General features: G+C 61.6%; 14 protein-coding genes. 7 read left to right on the top strand and 7 right to left on the bottom strand.

The genetic code is table 11. The features are described from left to right. Nucleotides 1-9: 9 nt before the first annotated feature. Complete coding sequence (locus H281_RS0118875) at nucleotides 10-1,974, bottom strand: amylo-alpha-1,6-glucosidase (RefSeq protein ID WP_020068715.1); 1,965 nt, start codon at nucleotides 1,972-1,974, stop codon at nucleotides 10-12. A gap of 212 nt (nucleotides 1,975-2,186) precedes the next feature. Here H281_RS0118875 and H281_RS0118870 point away from each other — a divergent pair, with 212 nt between their 5' ends. Both H281_RS0118870 and H281_RS0118865 read left to right on the top strand, forming a co-directional pair. Continuing rightward, nucleotides 2,187-2,498: a hypothetical protein gene (locus H281_RS0118870; RefSeq protein WP_020068714.1), complete on the top strand. Its 312-nt coding sequence runs from the start codon at nucleotides 2,187-2,189 to the stop codon at nucleotides 2,496-2,498. 58 nt (nucleotides 2,499-2,556) lie between these two features. Then, a complete protein-coding gene (locus H281_RS0118865; RefSeq protein WP_020068713.1) occupies nucleotides 2,557-4,719 on the top strand; it encodes a phosphocholine-specific phospholipase C in 2,163 nt (720 codons plus the stop codon). Nucleotides 4,720-4,797: 78 nt separating this feature from the next. Here the strand turns inward: H281_RS0118865 and H281_RS0118860 are convergent, their stop codons facing one another. Together H281_RS0118860 and H281_RS0118855 are read right to left on the bottom strand one after the other, a co-directional pair. Then, complete coding sequence (locus tag H281_RS0118860; RefSeq protein WP_020068712.1) at nucleotides 4,798-5,913, bottom strand: succinylglutamate desuccinylase/aspartoacylase family protein; 1,116 nt, start codon at nucleotides 5,911-5,913, stop codon at nucleotides 4,798-4,800. 40 nt (nucleotides 5,914-5,953) lie between these two features. Continuing rightward, nucleotides 5,954-6,721, bottom strand: a complete 768-nt coding sequence (locus H281_RS0118855) for a transporter substrate-binding domain-containing protein (RefSeq protein WP_020068711.1) — start codon at nucleotides 6,719-6,721, stop codon at nucleotides 5,954-5,956. 167 nt (nucleotides 6,722-6,888) lie between these two features. On the opposite strand from H281_RS0118855, the gene H281_RS0118850 reads away from it, so the two are divergent. After that, nucleotides 6,889-7,809, top strand: a complete 921-nt coding sequence (locus tag H281_RS0118850; RefSeq protein ID WP_020068710.1) for a LysR family transcriptional regulator — start codon at nucleotides 6,889-6,891, stop codon at nucleotides 7,807-7,809. A 160-nt stretch (nucleotides 7,810-7,969) separates the two neighbouring features. Beyond that, nucleotides 7,970-8,818, top strand: coding sequence for an oxidoreductase (locus H281_RS0118845; protein WP_020068709.1), 849 nt, complete (start codon nucleotides 7,970-7,972; stop codon nucleotides 8,816-8,818). On the opposite strand, the gene H281_RS37335 is transcribed toward H281_RS0118845, so the two are convergent. The 4 genes from H281_RS37335 to H281_RS0118820 all read right to left on the bottom strand — a co-directional run bounded on the left by H281_RS37335 (nucleotide 8,815) and on the right by H281_RS0118820 (nucleotide 12,992). Beyond that, a complete protein-coding gene (locus tag H281_RS37335; RefSeq protein ID WP_020068708.1) occupies nucleotides 8,815-9,231 on the bottom strand; it encodes a rubredoxin in 417 nt (138 codons plus the stop codon). The two genes, H281_RS0118845 and H281_RS37335, sit on opposite strands and share 4 nt — an antisense overlap. Nucleotides 9,232-9,558: 327 nt before the next feature. Beyond that, nucleotides 9,559-10,767 (bottom strand): aromatic ring-hydroxylating oxygenase subunit alpha, encoded by a 1,209-nt coding sequence (locus tag H281_RS0118830; RefSeq protein WP_020068706.1) that lies wholly within the window; start codon nucleotides 10,765-10,767, stop codon nucleotides 9,559-9,561. A 120-nt stretch (nucleotides 10,768-10,887) separates the two neighbouring features. Continuing rightward, entirely contained in the window at nucleotides 10,888-12,339 is a 1,452-nt protein-coding gene (locus H281_RS0118825) for a glycosyltransferase family 2 protein (RefSeq protein ID WP_027804747.1), read from the bottom strand. 53 nt (nucleotides 12,340-12,392) lie between these two features. Then, a complete protein-coding gene (locus tag H281_RS0118820) occupies nucleotides 12,393-12,992 on the bottom strand; it encodes a cytochrome b (RefSeq protein ID WP_020068704.1) in 600 nt (199 codons plus the stop codon). A 327-nt stretch (nucleotides 12,993-13,319) separates the two neighbouring features. Between H281_RS0118820 and H281_RS0118815 the strand changes: the two genes are divergently transcribed. From H281_RS0118815 to H281_RS0118800, 3 genes are all read left to right on the top strand, one after another. Continuing rightward, entirely contained in the window at nucleotides 13,320-13,523 is a 204-nt protein-coding gene (locus tag H281_RS0118815; RefSeq protein WP_020068703.1) for a DUF3562 domain-containing protein, read from the top strand. Between the two features lie 112 nt (nucleotides 13,524-13,635). After that, nucleotides 13,636-14,739: an NAD(P)/FAD-dependent oxidoreductase gene (locus tag H281_RS0118810; protein ID WP_020068702.1), complete on the top strand. Its 1,104-nt coding sequence runs from the start codon at nucleotides 13,636-13,638 to the stop codon at nucleotides 14,737-14,739. A gap of 299 nt (nucleotides 14,740-15,038) precedes the next feature. Next, a complete protein-coding gene (locus H281_RS0118800) occupies nucleotides 15,039-15,500 on the top strand; it encodes a GNAT family N-acetyltransferase (RefSeq protein ID WP_027804746.1) in 462 nt (153 codons plus the stop codon). Nucleotides 15,501-15,824: the final 324 nt, after the last annotated feature.

Raw genomic sequence — 15,824 nt, 5'->3', positions numbered from 1 at the left:
TAGCGCGGTTTAAGCGCCGGTGCGATCCAACCCGGCAAGCAGGTACTCCATCCTCAGCAGTTCTCCAAGCGACCACGCCTGAAACGGTGTGCCTGCGGGGGCATGCGGCGCGTCGCCGTCAGCAATTTCGGAGATGTGATCGAGACCGGCGTGATCGAGATGCGTGTATAGCGGATCGACAAATCGTGTCCGGGCCTCCCGGCGCGCGTCTGGTGAATCGCCGCGCACGCGCAACCAGGCCTCGACGAACGGCCCGAGCAGCCACGGCCACGCCGTTCCTTGATGATAGGCGCCATCGCGTTCGTAGGGCGCGCCACTGTAGCGGCCGCGATAAGCAGGGTCCGACGGCGCAAGCGTGCGCAAGCCGAGCGGCGTGAGCAATTGCGCTTCAACCTGATCGACCACCGCGCGCGCCGCCGCGCCTTCGAGCAATGCAAAGGGCAGACCGCCGACCGCGAAAATCTGGTTCGGGCGAATCGAGCGGTCCACAGTGCCGGTTACATGATCCACATCGACGTTGTCGAAAAGCGTTTGCGTGGACGGGTCGATGAAGCGTTTAAGAAACGCTTGCAACGCCTGCTCGGCCGGCGACTGCCATTGCCAGTTCCACGTTGCTGCAATGCGCAACGCGTTGATCCACAGCGCCTGCACTTCCACCGGTTTGCCGATACGCGGCGTCACGACCCAATCGCCGACCTTCGCGTCCATCCACGTTAGCTGCATGCCGGGCTCGCCCGCACATAGCAGACCGTCTTCCGCAGACGCCTTGATGTTGAAACGCGTACCTTGCGTATAGCCCGTGAGGATCGCTTCGACCGCTTGCTGCAGACGCTTTATGGTTGCGGCGCTCGCGTGGTTCGTCGCCAGATAGTCGTGCACGGCGACGATAAACCACAGCGATGCATCGACCGAGTTGTATTCCGGTGCATCGCCATAGTCGGGAAAGCGGTTCGGCAGCATACCCTCGGACAATGTTCCAGACCATTCGAGCAGGATCGCTTCGGCAGCGTCGAGTCGGGCTGTTGCAATCAGCAAGCCGCGCATTGCGATAAACGTATCGCGGCCCCAGTCGGTAAACCATGGGAAACCCGCGAGTATCGTGCGGCCTTCGTTACGCTGCACGACGTAGGCGTCGGCGGATCGTTGCAGACGCGAGCCGAAGGCATTGCGACGCTGTTCTTCGACGGCGGCCAGCTGATCGCCATGGCTCGTTGCCGCAGCGTGTGCGGTTGTGTCCGACGCGCTCAGGATCATCACTGCTTGCGCCTCTGCAAGATCGAAACTGAAGACGCCGGGCGTTGCCAGATCTTCGCTGAAATCGAGCCCGCGCTCGCGCTCGCGGACGTAGCAGAAGTTGCGATACCAATCGGGCGCATGCGTGTAGACGCCGTTCGTCGTCGCATGAATACGCGGCCGATCTCCATACGGTTGCCAGCTTACGCAGCCGGCATTGCTACCGGTTTGAGCGCTGAAGTCAAACGCGGCGTTCTCATGATGCAGCGCGTGATAGTCGCGGCCCGATAAAAGCGGCCGCACTTTCAACGTGAGCCCACTTGCTTGCGATGCTGTTTGCGCACTCTGCCACCTCCAGCGCAATACCGTTTCACACGTCGCCTTGCTGACGAACACTTCGGCTATGACAACGATTTCCGCGTTGAACTGGAAGCGCCATGTCGGCCAGGGTTCCGTGGTGAAGTCGAGCATGTTCGCCGCCGCGTCGGGATAGACCACATCGGGCACATAGCGTTGCATGCTGAGTGGATAACGCTCGCCCGGCGCTTCGAGCCATGCTTCGATGCCGTTCACGAGCACGATGCGGCCGCCCGGCGCTCGCGTGGCGCTCAGCAGCAACGCGTGGTAACGGCGCGTGCGCAGTGTGCCCACGGTTCCGGATGCGAAGCCGCCGAAGCCGTCGGCTTCAAGCCATTCGTCTTCGAGACGCGTCATGTCGAAAGGTCGTTCAATGCGTGTCATGGCGTGAGCACTCTTGCAAGGCGGTTGCTATGTTTCGGTGTGCCTGAACGTCAAGCAGATGGCGCTAACGTGTCCATTCTCCTACTTATCACTTTCCGGTTCCTTTCGAAGAACTCACAAACGCGAGTCATTTTTCCCACTCGCAAACGTTTCACAATTATTTCTTGAAAGGGTTAGAGACTGCATCCGCTCTCACGAAACTGGATGCAGACATGAGAAGAGACAAACGCCTCGCTGGCGCGCTGTTCGTTGCGCTCGCAACGTTAGCGCTGAACGGTTGCGGCGCGGATGATTCCGCGTCGAGTAATGCGTCTTCATCGCCGGGCGTTGTCGCGAATAACGCGGCGAGTCCAGCGGATTCTTCGCCAACATCCCCTCTCAACGCTTCGGCGACGCTCGCGTCGGACCCCGCCCTCGCGTCCGACGCGATCACGCAGAACATGCAAGCCAGCCTCGCCGCCGACAGCCACCAAGTGGCGCCCGTCATGCATTACGCACCAGACGACAGCGCGAACAGCAACTGAGCGATTCCACCGGCGCGCGCGGCGCGCTATTCTTTCCCCCCGCAGAAGGTGATATTCGATGACATCAAATAGCCGTCGCCGTTTCCTGCAGACCGTGGCTTCATCCGCCGGCGCTGCCGCCGCGCTGACCGCGCTGCCTGAGTCGATCCGCAATGCGTTGGCCGTTCCCGCGTTTTCGCGCACGGGCACCATTCGCGACGTCGAACATATCGTCGTGTTCATGCAGGAGAACCGCTCGTTCGACCACTACTTCGGCCACTTGCGCGGAGTGCGTGGTTACAACGACCGCTTCCCGATCCCGCTACCGAGCGGCAAGCCGGTGTGGTATCAACCGTCGAAGGCAGACCCGACGAAACCTGTGCTGCCGTTTCATCTGGATACGTCCACGACGAGCGCGCAATGCGTGGGCGACCTCGATCACAGCTGGTACAAAACGCATGCCGCGATCGACGGCGGCCGCTATGACCAGTGGCCCGCCACCAAGACCGACATGACAATGGGCTACCACCTGCGCGGCGACATCCCGTTTCACTATGCGCTCGCCGATGCGTTCACCGTATGCGACGCGTACTTCTGTTCGCTGCCGGGACCGACGCACCCGAACCGCTCGTATCTGATGACCGGCACCGTGGACCCGACCGGCAAGTTCGGCGGGCCGCTGCTCGATAACAACGATTGGGTGGACGGCGACGGTCCGCCGAACTATCAGTTGCTGTCCTGGACCACGTACCCCGAGCGCCTGCAAGCCGCGGGCATTTCGTGGCAGGTCTATCAGCAAGGGCTGACCGGCTCCGATCCGTTGAATGGCAATTACGGCACCAACATCCTGCAGAATTTCAGCAACTTCATCAACGCGCAGCCGGGCTCGCCGTTGTATGAACGCGCGCAGACGGTGCGCACGATCGACGATCTGAAAGCCGACGTGCTCGCCAACAAGCTGCCGCAAGTCTCGTGGCTGTGCCCGCCGGCTGCCTACTCGGAGCATCCGCAATACACGCCTGCATACGGCGCCGAATACACGTCGCAGATTCTCGATGCATTGACGTCGAACCCGGAGGTGTGGAGCAAGACCGTGCTCTTCATCATGTACGACGAGAACGACGGCTTCTTCGATCACATGGTGCCGCCGCAACCGGCGACCACGCCCGCGCAAGGCAAGTCGACGGTCAGCACCGAAGGCGAAATTCACAACGTGGTCAACCCGGGTCGCGGCGGCAGCTATACGGCCGACGGTCTGCCTTACGGCCTCGGCCCACGTGTGCCGATGACCATCGTCTCGCCGTGGAGCAAGGGCGGTTTCGTATGCTCGCAGGTGTTCGATCACACGTCGGTGATCCGCTTCATTGAAACGCGCTTTGGAGTGTATGAGCCGAACATAACCGCATGGCGTCGCGCTGTGTGCGGCGATCTGACGACGGCGTTCGATTTCCGCACGCCGGATTCGAAAGTGCCGCCGTTGCCCGACACGAGCAACTACAAGAGCATTGCCGACAACCAATGCGCGACGCAGCCCAAGCCGACCGTTCCGGCGACGCCGGGCGCAATCGACCCGCAGGAAGGCGGCATCCGCTTCGCGCGCGCATTGCCATACGAACTGCATGTGAACGGCCACGCCGACCCAAAGAAGAGCACGTTCGAACTCTCTATCGGCAACACCGGCGATCAGGGCGCGCACTTCTATGTGTACTCGACGAACCGCACTGACGGTCCGTGGCGTTACACCGTTGAAGCAGGCAAGTCGCTCAGCGAGTCGTTCGATCTCACGACGACTAACGGCGCATATGCATTCGAAGTGTTCGGTCCGAGTGGCTTCGTGCGCAAGTTCGCGGGCAACGTAGCGGCAACCGCGCAAGGGGCAACGCAGGCATCGCAGTTTGGCGCGGGGCATCACAACGAGAAGCCCGCTCAGCCCGAAGTGAAGGTGCAATACGACGTCGCGAACGGCAACGTATTCCTCAAGTTCAGCAACAAGGGCGACAAGCTCGCGCGTTTGACGGTGACGGACAACGCGTATGGCGCGCGCCCTCGCCCGGTGCTGGTGCCGGCGGGAGCGCATATCGAAGAGGCGTGGGTGCTCGCGGCCAGCCATCACTGGTACGACTTGACAGTGACCAGTAACGACGACGAGAGCTTCTTGCGCCGCGTTGCAGGCCACGTCGAAAATGGCCGACCGAGTATCAGCGATCCGGCTGCAATCGCGCCGGTGCTGGTGGCAAATTAACAGCGTGTGAAGCTTAGGCTTCGGCTGGCCGCGTGTTGTCTGCGCGGCGTGCCGAAGTCTTCTCGCATGCTGGTGTAACTACGCCCCTAACAACACGCCTGTTCTGAACGGCCGCGTTCCTGTCACTCGCCCAAGCGGCGCGCCCGCCGTCACAAAGCGGATCGCGCGACGCATATAAAACACGCCTTCCGTATGACTCGTGAGCGTTGTCGTTTCGTCGGTTAATGGATCGACAATATCGAACAGCGGCTGCCCCACGCGGATCGTGTCGCCAATGTTCGCGCGGTGAATCAGAATGCCGCTCACTGGCGCATAGAACTGCTCACTGCCCGCAAGCGGCGTGGCGGCCGCCAACAGCGGCGGCAGCGGCTTCGCTTCTAGTCGAATAGCTTTGCGCCACACGAGATAGTCGACAATCGCGTCGGCATCCTGCTGTGCGGCTTCGTAGGTCACGTCGCGCTGGCCGCGGCACTCCACCGTCACGGCGATCGCGCCGTTGGGCACCGGCTTGTCGGCGGGCATTTCCTGCTGCAATTGCCACCACAACAGGCTGTGCGTTTCGTCGAAGGCCTCGCCGCCCGAGTTGGTTGCGAGCAACGAGGCCTGTGCGCCGAGATAGCGCGCGAACGGTTCGAATTGCGGCCACGCCGCCTCGCTCGTGTACAGATGCATCGCGGCTTCGAGCGAGCAGTGCAGATCTATTACGACGTCCGCATCGAACGAGAGCTTGAGCATCGCCAACTGCAAAGACTCGAACTCGGTCAACGGTTTTTGTGCGGCCAGTTCCTCTGCAATCAACCGACGAACAATGCGCACGTTTTCCGCCGCGTCGGCACCTAGCGCTTCGCGGGCCCGCGCAATCAGCTTGGGGAACCGCAGGAAATGCCGGTTGAAGTTCTTGCCGCTCGCGAGATCGAAGCGCCCTAGAAACTGGCCGAGTATGTATTGCCCGAGTCCAACCGGATTGGCCACCGGCACGAGCACGATCTCCGCATTCAATTTGCCCTGCTGTTCGAGCTCCACGAGACGCCGTTTCAATAGAACCGTGGTCAACATTGCCGGCGTTTCGTCGGCGTGCAGCGACGACTGAATATAGATCTTTTCTCCGCTGCCAACCGGGCCGAAGTGAAACGACACTAGTTCGCGGTGCGTGCCGATAGCCGGCGAAAGAAGCGGATGCGATTGCCTGTTCATGAGTGGAAAGCTGTCGGTTGAAGAGCAAGACGCGTAGGCATCAATTGCCGTATGGGTCGAAGTCGAAGTACTTCTTTGCGATCTGCGCATAGGTGCCATCTTTCAACATGGCGGCAATCGCCGCGTTGATCGACGCCTGTATCGCTGTCTCGTCCTTGCGCAAGCCGATGCCCGTGCCGCGATCGCCCATTGAAAGCGGTTCGCCGACAAACGCAAAGCCCTTGCCGGCCGGCGTGCGCAGAAAACCGAAATCCGCTTCGACCGAGCCGAGCAATGCGCCGTCCAGGCGTCCGTTCTGCAGGTCGGCGAATACTTCGTCCTGGCTCTTGTATGCGACGACATGCGCGCCGAGCGGCACCCAGTGGGTAAGCGCATAGCCTTCGAACTGCGTGCCCGATTGCACGCCGATCTGTTTGCCGGAGAGTGCCTGCAGGCCCGCCGCGAGCGGCGAGCCTTGCCGTGCAATTAGCCGCGATTTGAATTGAAAGAGCTTCGACGTGAACAGTATTTGCTGCTCCCGCTTCTGCGTGATGGCCATCGAGGACAGAATCGCGTCGATCTTGCGTGCCTGAAGCGCCGGGATCATCCCCGAAAATTCGAGTTCGACCCATTGGCAACGTGCCTGGATGCGGCGGCAAATTTCGTTGCCGAGATCGACGTCGAAACCTTTGAGGCTGCCGTCAGGCGCTTTGGAGTCCATCGGCGGATAGCTCGGGTCAATGCCCAGGCGCAGCGTGTTGGACTCAGCGGCATACGCGCCGACGCTAAACATCAGCGCGGCACCGAAGATCATCAGCGGAAGTTTCATGGGAGCGGAAGGGTCGAGTGGACGGATCGTGGCCAAGTCATCGTATGCCGGCGCCGCGCTCCATAGAAGTCCCGTTCCGACTATCATGATCACCTTTGCCGATCACAGACGCGGCGTGTGCGGCTGAATACCTTCGCCACCCTGCGAATTACCACACGGACGCTCATATGGCGTTGACCATCTCGCAACTGCGAGCCTTCAAGGCAGTAGCCGAACATGGCAGCCTGCGCGCAGCCTCGCGCGCGTTGGGCGTCGCGCAAAGCGGCATCACGCAGCAGTTGCAGAACCTTGAATCGATCCTGGGCGCCACGCTGTTTATCCGCACGAATCGCGGCATTGCGTTGACCGCGCTGGGCCAGCGGCTGTTGCAGCGCGCCGGCGCGATCATCGGCGAATGCGAACGCGCCGAGCAGGAAGTGCAGCAATTGCGCGGCGACTATGCGGGCGAGGTCACGTTCGGCATGACTACCGAGCCGCTCGTCGACGCATTGGCGCCCGTGCTGATGGATTTCCGCACGCGCTTTCCGCAGGTTGCGCTGCATCTGCGCACCGGCACCTCGCGCATGATGATCTCGTGGATTCGTGAAGGCACGTTGGACTTCGCGGTCGCCTTGGTGTCGAAACATACCGATACAGCCGATCTGTCCGTCGTACCGCTTTATCCGTCCGACCCGGTCATTGTCTGCCGCAGGGGTCACCCGAAATCCGGCGCACGAACGCTCGCGGAACTCGCCGGCTGCGCGTGGATCGCGACGCGCTCACCGAATCTTACCGATGATCCGCAAGTCAACCGCCTGAGCCATCTGTTCGAAAGTCATGGCTTGCCGCCGCCTGAAATCGTCGCGACCGTGGAAGGCCTGTACGAGACCTTGCACTTGGTGGGCGCCACGGATTGCCTGTCGCTGGAGTCGTCGATTGTCGCGAAGCAGGGGCCTTTTGCGAGTGCGCTCACCGTGATCGACGTCCGCGAGCGCGCCATCGAGCAGACCGTCTGCCTGCTGCAACGCGCGGCCATTCCCGTCACGCCCGCCGCGCAGGAACTGGCGACCATGATCGCCTCGTACACACGTACGGTAAGGGTGCGTTGAAACGACGCAATTGCGGCGCGGGCGTCGGAGCGCTCCACAGCGAGACCGTCGACCTACGACTACAATCAGATTCCCCTGCCCGGCGCAAGCAGCATTCAAAGCGTTAGTCAAACGAAAGGCGCAAGGCAAAGTCGCAGACCATCAACAGGAGTTTTCCCACATGATGAATCGAGACAATCCCGTCTGGCTAATTACAGGTTGTTCGACCGGCTTCGGGCGCGAACTCGCAAAACTGGTACTTGAGCGAGGCTGGCGCGCCGTGGTTACCGCACGCGACGAATCCAAAGTAAAAGACATTGCCGAGCCGCACGGCGAGCGTGCGCTCGTTCTGCCGCTCGATGTTACGAACCGCGCGCAAATTGCAGACGTCGTCGCACAGGCCAGGCAACGTTTTGGCCGCATCGACGCGCTCGTGAACAACGCAGGTTATGGCTACCTGGCCGCGATCGAAGAAGGTGAAGACGACGAAGTGCGGGCCATGTTCGAGACGAACGTGTTCGGTCTCGTCGACATCACAAAGGCCGTGCTGCCGATCATGCGCGAGCAGCGCAGCGGCCTGATCGTCAACGTATCGTCGATTGGCGGTCTCACGAGTTTTGCCGCAACCGGTTACTACCATGCGACGAAATACGCGGTGGAGGGCTTGTCGGAATCTCTTGCCACCGAGGTCAAGCCGCTCGGCATCGACGTGCTGATCGTCGAACCCGGTCCGTTCCGAACCAACTGGGCCGGTCCGTCAATCAAGCAATCGGCCACCGAGATCGACGACTATGCGGCCACCGCCGGCGAGCGGCGCAAGCAGACCGAAGCCCGTAGCGGTAAGCAGGCCGGCGATCCGGTGCGCGCGGCGCAAGCGATCATCGACGCGGCCCTGTCGGACCGCCCGCCGCTGCGGTTGCTGCTCGGCAAGACCGCGCTCGAACTGGCGCGCAAGAAGCTCGACTTCATGCGCGGCGACTTCGACGCGTGGGAAGCAACCACCGTGGGCGCCGATTTTCCCGACGCCTAGAACTCGACTAGCGCGAAGTCTTCCTTACCCACGTCGCACAGCGGGCAGCGCCAGTCGGCGGGAATGTCGGCCCAGCGCGAGCCCGGCGCGATGCCGTCTTCGGGCAAGCCGGCGGCTTCGTCGTAAATCCAGCCACAGATCACGCAGACCCACTGCTTGAAGTCGTCCGCCGAAGCGGTGGTGATGGTCGCCGAATCCAGCCTGCCTTGTTGTTGCAAGGCAGGCGTGTCGTCCAGGCTGACAACGAGGGGCGCCTGCGTGCCCGAACTGTCCACGGCGAAACGCGTTTGCAGGTTTGCCAGCAAGCGCTGCGCTTCGTCTTGCGTCAAATCGATCCAGTAAGGATCGCCAGCGTTGTCGTTGAGTCGCTCGGGAGAAAACTGGATTTCTAGCGCCACGCCCTTCTTGTACATGAGGGCGTTACACCAGCAGATTGAGCAAAATGGAAGCGATCAGCCCGGCGGCGCCGATGATGCCGAGCAGTTGAAGGAGAGTGAGGGGTTTGCGCGATGCAGTGCGGAATTGTTGCGTAGTCACGGAGCGGTCTTTGGAAATCAAAAAAGCGAAATGGTACACGGGTCGCGGTGCGGCGTATGCCGATCTGCGCAAACCTGCGCGTATCGGTTGCCGCCCGCTTTCCACCGGGTTGCCATTATCGCCGGTCGACCGCACCGGATTACTTACGCGACGGAGATGAACTAATTCGCGGCGAGGCGGAAAAGCCGCCTGCCGCTCGCCGCTCAGGTTTTCGCGAGCGGGCTGCCGCTGCGTGAGTCCCAGAAACGGATGATTTCCGTGTCGCCGGTGCCTGCACCAACCACCTGATCCGGCGCGCCGCTTTCGCGCAGCAACGCGCGCAGTTCGTTGATGACCGGAAACACTTCGTGGTTCCAGTCGGCGCCTTGCGAATCGTGCGCGCGTTGCTCGGCCTCGACGATCTCGCGGTCTTCCTTGAAGATGCGCTCAGTGAACCACACGAGCAACGGCCACGCGAGATTCAGCACGCCGGGAACGCCTGGCTTGCGAATGGACAGCAGCCCGAAAGTGCGGTTGGTGCGCTGCTCGCGATCGAGCGGCACGTACACGATCCACAGGTCCATGACGAGCGTCTGCTCGGACGTGCGAATCTGCAGCGTCTGATACGGATACTCGGTGCGGATCGTCATCACGTCTTTGTCGTTGTCGCCGCCCGTTTTGCGGCTCTGACCAAACACGATCGCCTCGCCGATCGGCTGCTGACCGGCCATGCGCGCAAACGTGTAATCCACTTCGACCCAGCCTTCGCCGCGCCGCCGCCCGAGCGAACGCGCGCGCATCTGCCCCATCTGGCGGCGATGCAGAAACTGATGATTCATGTCCATCAGGTTCTCGTGCATGAACGAGTAGTGGCAATTCACAGGACGGCCAAAGCGCCGCGTCTTGTACTTCTTGTCGGACACGGAACCAAACGTGGGCAGCGGGCGAATCTCGGCCATTGCCGGGTCGCCGGGAAATACGAAGATCAGGCCTTCCACTTCGCGGCACGGATACGAGCGCACGCCGTTCGGCAAACGCTCGCGTCCAAGGTACGGTACGTCGACGCACTTGCCCGAGCAGTCATAGGTCCAACCGTGGTATCCGCAACGAATCGACTCGCCGTCGACCACGCCCTGGTGCAACGGCACCTGACGATGCGCGCAGCGGTCTTCGAGCGCGAAAACTTTGCCGGATTCGGTGCGGGCGAGCACGATCGGATCGCCCGCGAACGTCACGCCATGTGTCTTGCCGCGCTTTACTTCGTGTGACCACGCGAGCGGATACCAGTAGTCGGGATGAATGCCGACGCGGCGCAGGTCGCGGACCGGCGCGCCGCTGGCCGCCTGGCCAAGCGTGGGAGCGGCTTTAGGCGATGTCGCATGCGTTGAGGACGCCTCGACGGTGTCTTGTTCGAGCGGGGGAACAGCATGCATAGTGTAGAGCCTCCGTGCACGTGCGGATAAAGTAGGCGGCCGCATTCGCGCGGCCGCAATCGCGTCAGTCTACTCGAACCGGGGACGGCATGGGTTGCGCGGGGTCAAAACACCGCGCCGCTAGGTCTCGTCGCGAGCCACGAGCCCTGTGCGGCGCTGCACGCCCCACGATCGCCCGCCGCGCAGGAAATGCAGCCAGCCGAGCGCTGCGCCGAGGTGCCGCAGCAGCTGGAAAGTGAAAGGCTCCGCAATCGCAGCCAGCATCGCCATGCCCATACTGGAGCCGCTGCGCTTGCCGGTCCAGCGCCGGTAAAGATGAACGCTCCACAGGTAAAAAGCGAGGTCGATCGCTGTTTTCAGGCCGATTACACTGAAGATCGACACGACGATTGCGCCGTGCCTGCCGAACACGAACGCGAGCAGCAATCCGAAAGCGGTCAAGCCGTAGATGGGTTGCATGGTGTCGAGCGCCTTCACGGGCAGCATCAGCATGCCGAGCGTTCCATAGCGGCGATTGCCGGTCATGTCGCGGTTCCAGTACTGCGTTTGCAGGAAGCCCGCGAACCAGCGCCGCCGTTGCCGCAGGAAGCTGCCGAGGTTGTCTGGCGCATCGGTTTGCGCATGCGCGTCGCCGACCACTCGCACGTCCCAGCCGAGGCCGTGATCGACCGAATAGCGGCGCAGCCGGTGTATCAGCTCGTAGTCTTCGACCAGGCACTGCGGATCGAAGCCGCCGACGTCGAGCAGCGCATCGCGCCTGAATGACGCGAAGGCGCCCGACACCAACAGCAGACTGTCCGCGCGCATCCACGCAAAACGCGCGATGAAATTTCGCATGTACTCGTAGGTCTGGAACCATTGCAGCACGCGGCCAGACGCGGACTTGCCGCAAACCGGCACCAGCAGGCCGGCGGCAGCGACGAGCTTGGGGGCGCTGGCGAAAGCGGCGCGCATTGCGTAAGTGGCGTCGTCGTCGAGAAGCGTATCGGCGTCGACGGTCATTACGATGTCCGTGCTCATCACGGTGATCGCGGCGTTCAGCGCGCGCGCCTTGCCGCCGTGCGGCATGCGCAGCCAGAAGAGATTGGGATGAAGCGAACTGGGCGCGCTCAACTTCCCCTCGGCCGGCGCGACGAGGCCGAAGCGTTCGGTGAGCAGCGCGCGCGTGTGGTCGGTGGAGCCGTCGTCGGCAATCACGATTTGGGCTGGGCCGTGAACCTGCCGCAACAACGCCGCAATGGTGACAGGCAGCACAGCCGCCTCGTTATGTGACGCGACCACCACGCCGATGTCCGGCAAGCTGCGCCGATCGTAGTCAGGCTCGAGCGGCGCCGCGCGACGCATCAGCGGCAGTGTTTTCCATGTGACGAACGCGAGCAGCACGGTGTCGTAGATCACGTAGGCGATACCTGTGGACCACGCCACCACGCCATGCAGAAAGAACGCACGCGCGAACAGCAGCAGCCACACGGCGACGACGCTCGCATGAATCAACGTGCTCGAAAGCGTCGTGCCACGCGACACGATACGGGGCGATGCAAGCGCGAACGCCTGTTCCAGGTTCTGTTTCAAGGTAACTAACGAGCCGGTCGTTGCTGCGGTTTGGAGAATGAGCGAAGCGGTGCTCAAGGCATCATGCGCTTGAGAACCGACTTTCGATCGATCCACTGGTGCTTCAGCGCGCCGCCGATATGCATGGCAAGCAACGCATACAGCGCGTAACCCAGCCACGTATGCAACGCGCCAAAGCGGTCGTGCAGCGTTTCCTTCAGCGCGGGATCGAGGTTCATCACGTAGCCGATACGCGGCCACGGAAACAGATCGAACAGACGCATTGGATGCGTGGCCGCGTCCTTCCATGCGGAATCGTGCAGCCAGCCGGAAAGCGGCAGCCCGATCATCAGCAGATACAGCAGAAAGTGCGCGAGATGCGCGGCGACTTTCTCCCACGACGGAAACTCGCGCGGCAACGGCGGCGGCTTGTGCGACACGCGCCACAGAATGCGCAAAAGAGCTAGACCGAGCACCGTGATGCCGATGGATTTGTGTGTATTGATTACCGGGCGCACCCAGTCGTCAGGTAGCGAATCCGCGCTCAGTGCGAGCGCGACGTTGCAGATAATCAGCAGCGCAATAAGCCAGTGCAGCGTGATCGCCGTGCGCGTATAGCGTGAGGGCGCGGTTGTTCCGGCCTGGTTGCTCAATGGTTCGGCGTGGATATTCATAAGTGGTGCGGCCTGAGAGGGGATCGTTGCAAAGCTTTCTATTGGCCGCTCGTCAGCGGCGCGCCATTCATGAGACAAGAACCCCCGAGTGTGCCGTTTTATTCCGAAACCCGCAGAAGGATCTGTTTCCGATTATTTCAAGCAGCCTTCAGCGTCGAGCGTTCGCGCTAAGTCAGCGAAACTCTTACCGCAAGAAAAAAATCTCTGTGGTAGATGGCGCGCGATAGACCGATTCAATTGGCGGCGGCGAGAATCACGTCCTCTAATAAAAAGCCGCGTGCATCGCCGCGCTCGCCCGTTCAACCGCTGCCAGTCTGGAGAGAATCAATGTCTCAGCCCGAGCCAAATGTGGACGAAGTGGTCAGAAGCATTGCCGAGGAAACCGACACGCCGCCGGAAACCGTCTCCAGAATGTACGCCGATACGTTGGCCGACTATCGCCACGACGCGCGAGTGTTCGATTATGTGCCGCTCTTCGCGGCCAAGAAAGTCCGCAATAAGCTGCGCGACGCCTCGCATCGAAAGCATTGAAAGCGTTGTTTTATGCAATATCAATCGTCGGCTGAATGGACTTCGATAGGCTCAACGCAGCAATTATTTTCCCGCGCTAGACTTGATCCGGTTTAACTACCGGAGGATTGGTATGCGGGTGACAATTGTTGGCGCTGGAATCGTCGGCTTAAGTACGGCGTGGTCGCTCACCAAGCTGGGGCATGACGTCACGTTGGTCGAGCAGGGCTCGATCCCCAATCCGCTTGCCGCGTCGCGCGACGCGCACGGCATGATTTGCCGCGCCCATGACGGTGCCAACGGCCATGCGGAAACGATCGCTGAAATGTTCGATAGTTGGGACATGCTGTGGGACGACCTCGGTGTGTCCCACTACGCAAACTGCGGCGTGCTCGGCATATCGCAATTCCCGGGAGACAGCGGCGAGCAATTGCGTATGAGCTTCGACCGCGTGGGCTTCGAATACGAACGGCTCGACGCCAGCGAAGCCGCCGAGCGTTACCCATTCCTCGACGCCGCCACGTTTCGCTACGCGTATCTCGACCGTGACGCAGGCGCGCTGTTCTGCGCGCGAATCGCGCACGACATCAAAGCGTGGCTCAGAATGCGCGGCGTCGACATTCGCATGCACACGAAGGCGGTTGCAATCGATGCGGCCGCGGCACTCGTGCATATCGACGACGGCACCGTGGTCCAGGCGGATCGGCTCGTGGTAGCGACCGGCGCGTGGACGTTGGGGCTCCTTCCCGCGCTTGCCAACAACCTTGCGATTCGCCGCAGTCTCGTCGCCTATTTGACGCCGCCCGCAGACCTGGAGACCGCGTGGTCGAATGCACCGGCGATCGTCGACATTGGCGGTCGGAGCAACGGCTATGCATTGCCGCCAATCGACGGCGCCGATCTGAAGTTCGGCGCATGCGCACTGAGGAAACTGGTGCCGGATGCAGAAGCCGACCGCACTGCAGGGCCCGGCGAAGGCGACCGTTTGCGTCAACTGTTCGCGCCGCCGTTTAGCCGCATCGACGAATACGTGGTCACCGAGGTCGAAAGCTGCGCTTACACGTTCGCGGCGGACCAGCGGTTCTTTTCAAAGCGCGTCGGCAAGGCACTCGTGGTGTCCGCCTGTTCGGGACACGGCTACCAGTTCGGTGCGGCGGTGGGGCTTCGCGTCGCGCATGCAGTTCAGACCGATGACGACGCCGCGCTCGTGCAATGGCTCAGGGCCGAGACGGTTTGATAACGCGATGACCGACGCGAACGGGCTTTCCGTTCCGCATCATGGCGACATCGACGAGCAGGCGCTGACACGCGCTGCATCGAATCCTGTGGGTCGTGACGTGACAGGGCAGCGGTCGTCTTAGCGTCGGCTTCGCGCTTTTACGACGATGCGTGGTCTCAAATCCGAGGCACGCTGTGGAGCTAACAATGGCCGGCTGATTTTCTTATGCTTGCGGTTTGCGAGCCGGCGTCTGCTTCGATACGTGAAAGCAATTCATGGCGTTGTGCGATGGCTCGCTTATCGACAAGGAGCCGCGCATGTCCGACACGATTCAGATCCGCCCCGTCACACACAAGGATTTCGATGCCTGGTTGCCGCTATGGGATGCGTACAACGCGTTCTATGGCCGCTCTGGCGACACGGCGCTGCCGCGTGAAATCACGCATCTTACGTGGGGCCGGTTTTTCGATTGCTACGAACCGATGCATGCAATGGTCGCCGAACGTCATGGCGAGCTGGTCGGCATCGTGCATTTTCTTTATCACCGTCATACGACGCTGGCAGGGCCAATCTGCTATTTGCAAGACCTGTACACGTCGGAGTCCGAGCGCGGCAAGCGCGTGGGGCGCGCGCTGATCGACGCGGTGTATGAGCGGGCGAAGGCCGATGGTTCGCAACGCGTGTACTGGCAAACGCATGAGACGAATCACACCGCGATGCGGTTGTATGACACGGTGGCGGATAAGTCGGGGTTTGTGGTGTATCGGAAACAGATGTGATAAGTGCAGGGTGATTCTACAAGTAGCGCCGGCGATGCTCGTATTCAAGGAGTCACGAACAGAGGTCTTCCCGGTCTCTGAGCATCCCTCCAGATGACAGTCATTGCGACGAAAGCGATTCTTGGACCCGCGGACGCGGTTGGCCAGTCGAGCGTAACCATGGATCCGGTCTTTGGCATAGGGCAATGCAGGCCCGGCGGCAGACATCTGCGCAGTCTGTAAGGTTTGACGGCGCCCGCAACGCGATGACAACCCCGCCGAACACGGCCGTCGCACCCACTGCTCCGAGAACGGCTCAAGCCTTAGTGAACCAGGCGGACCCCG

The organism is Paraburkholderia caledonica (assembly GCF_000383275.1).
Lineage (GTDB): Bacteria > Pseudomonadota > Gammaproteobacteria > Burkholderiales > Burkholderiaceae > Paraburkholderia > Paraburkholderia caledonica.
The sequence above is the reverse complement of the archived record's forward strand: the minus strand, read 5'-3'. Positions and strand labels throughout refer to the sequence as shown.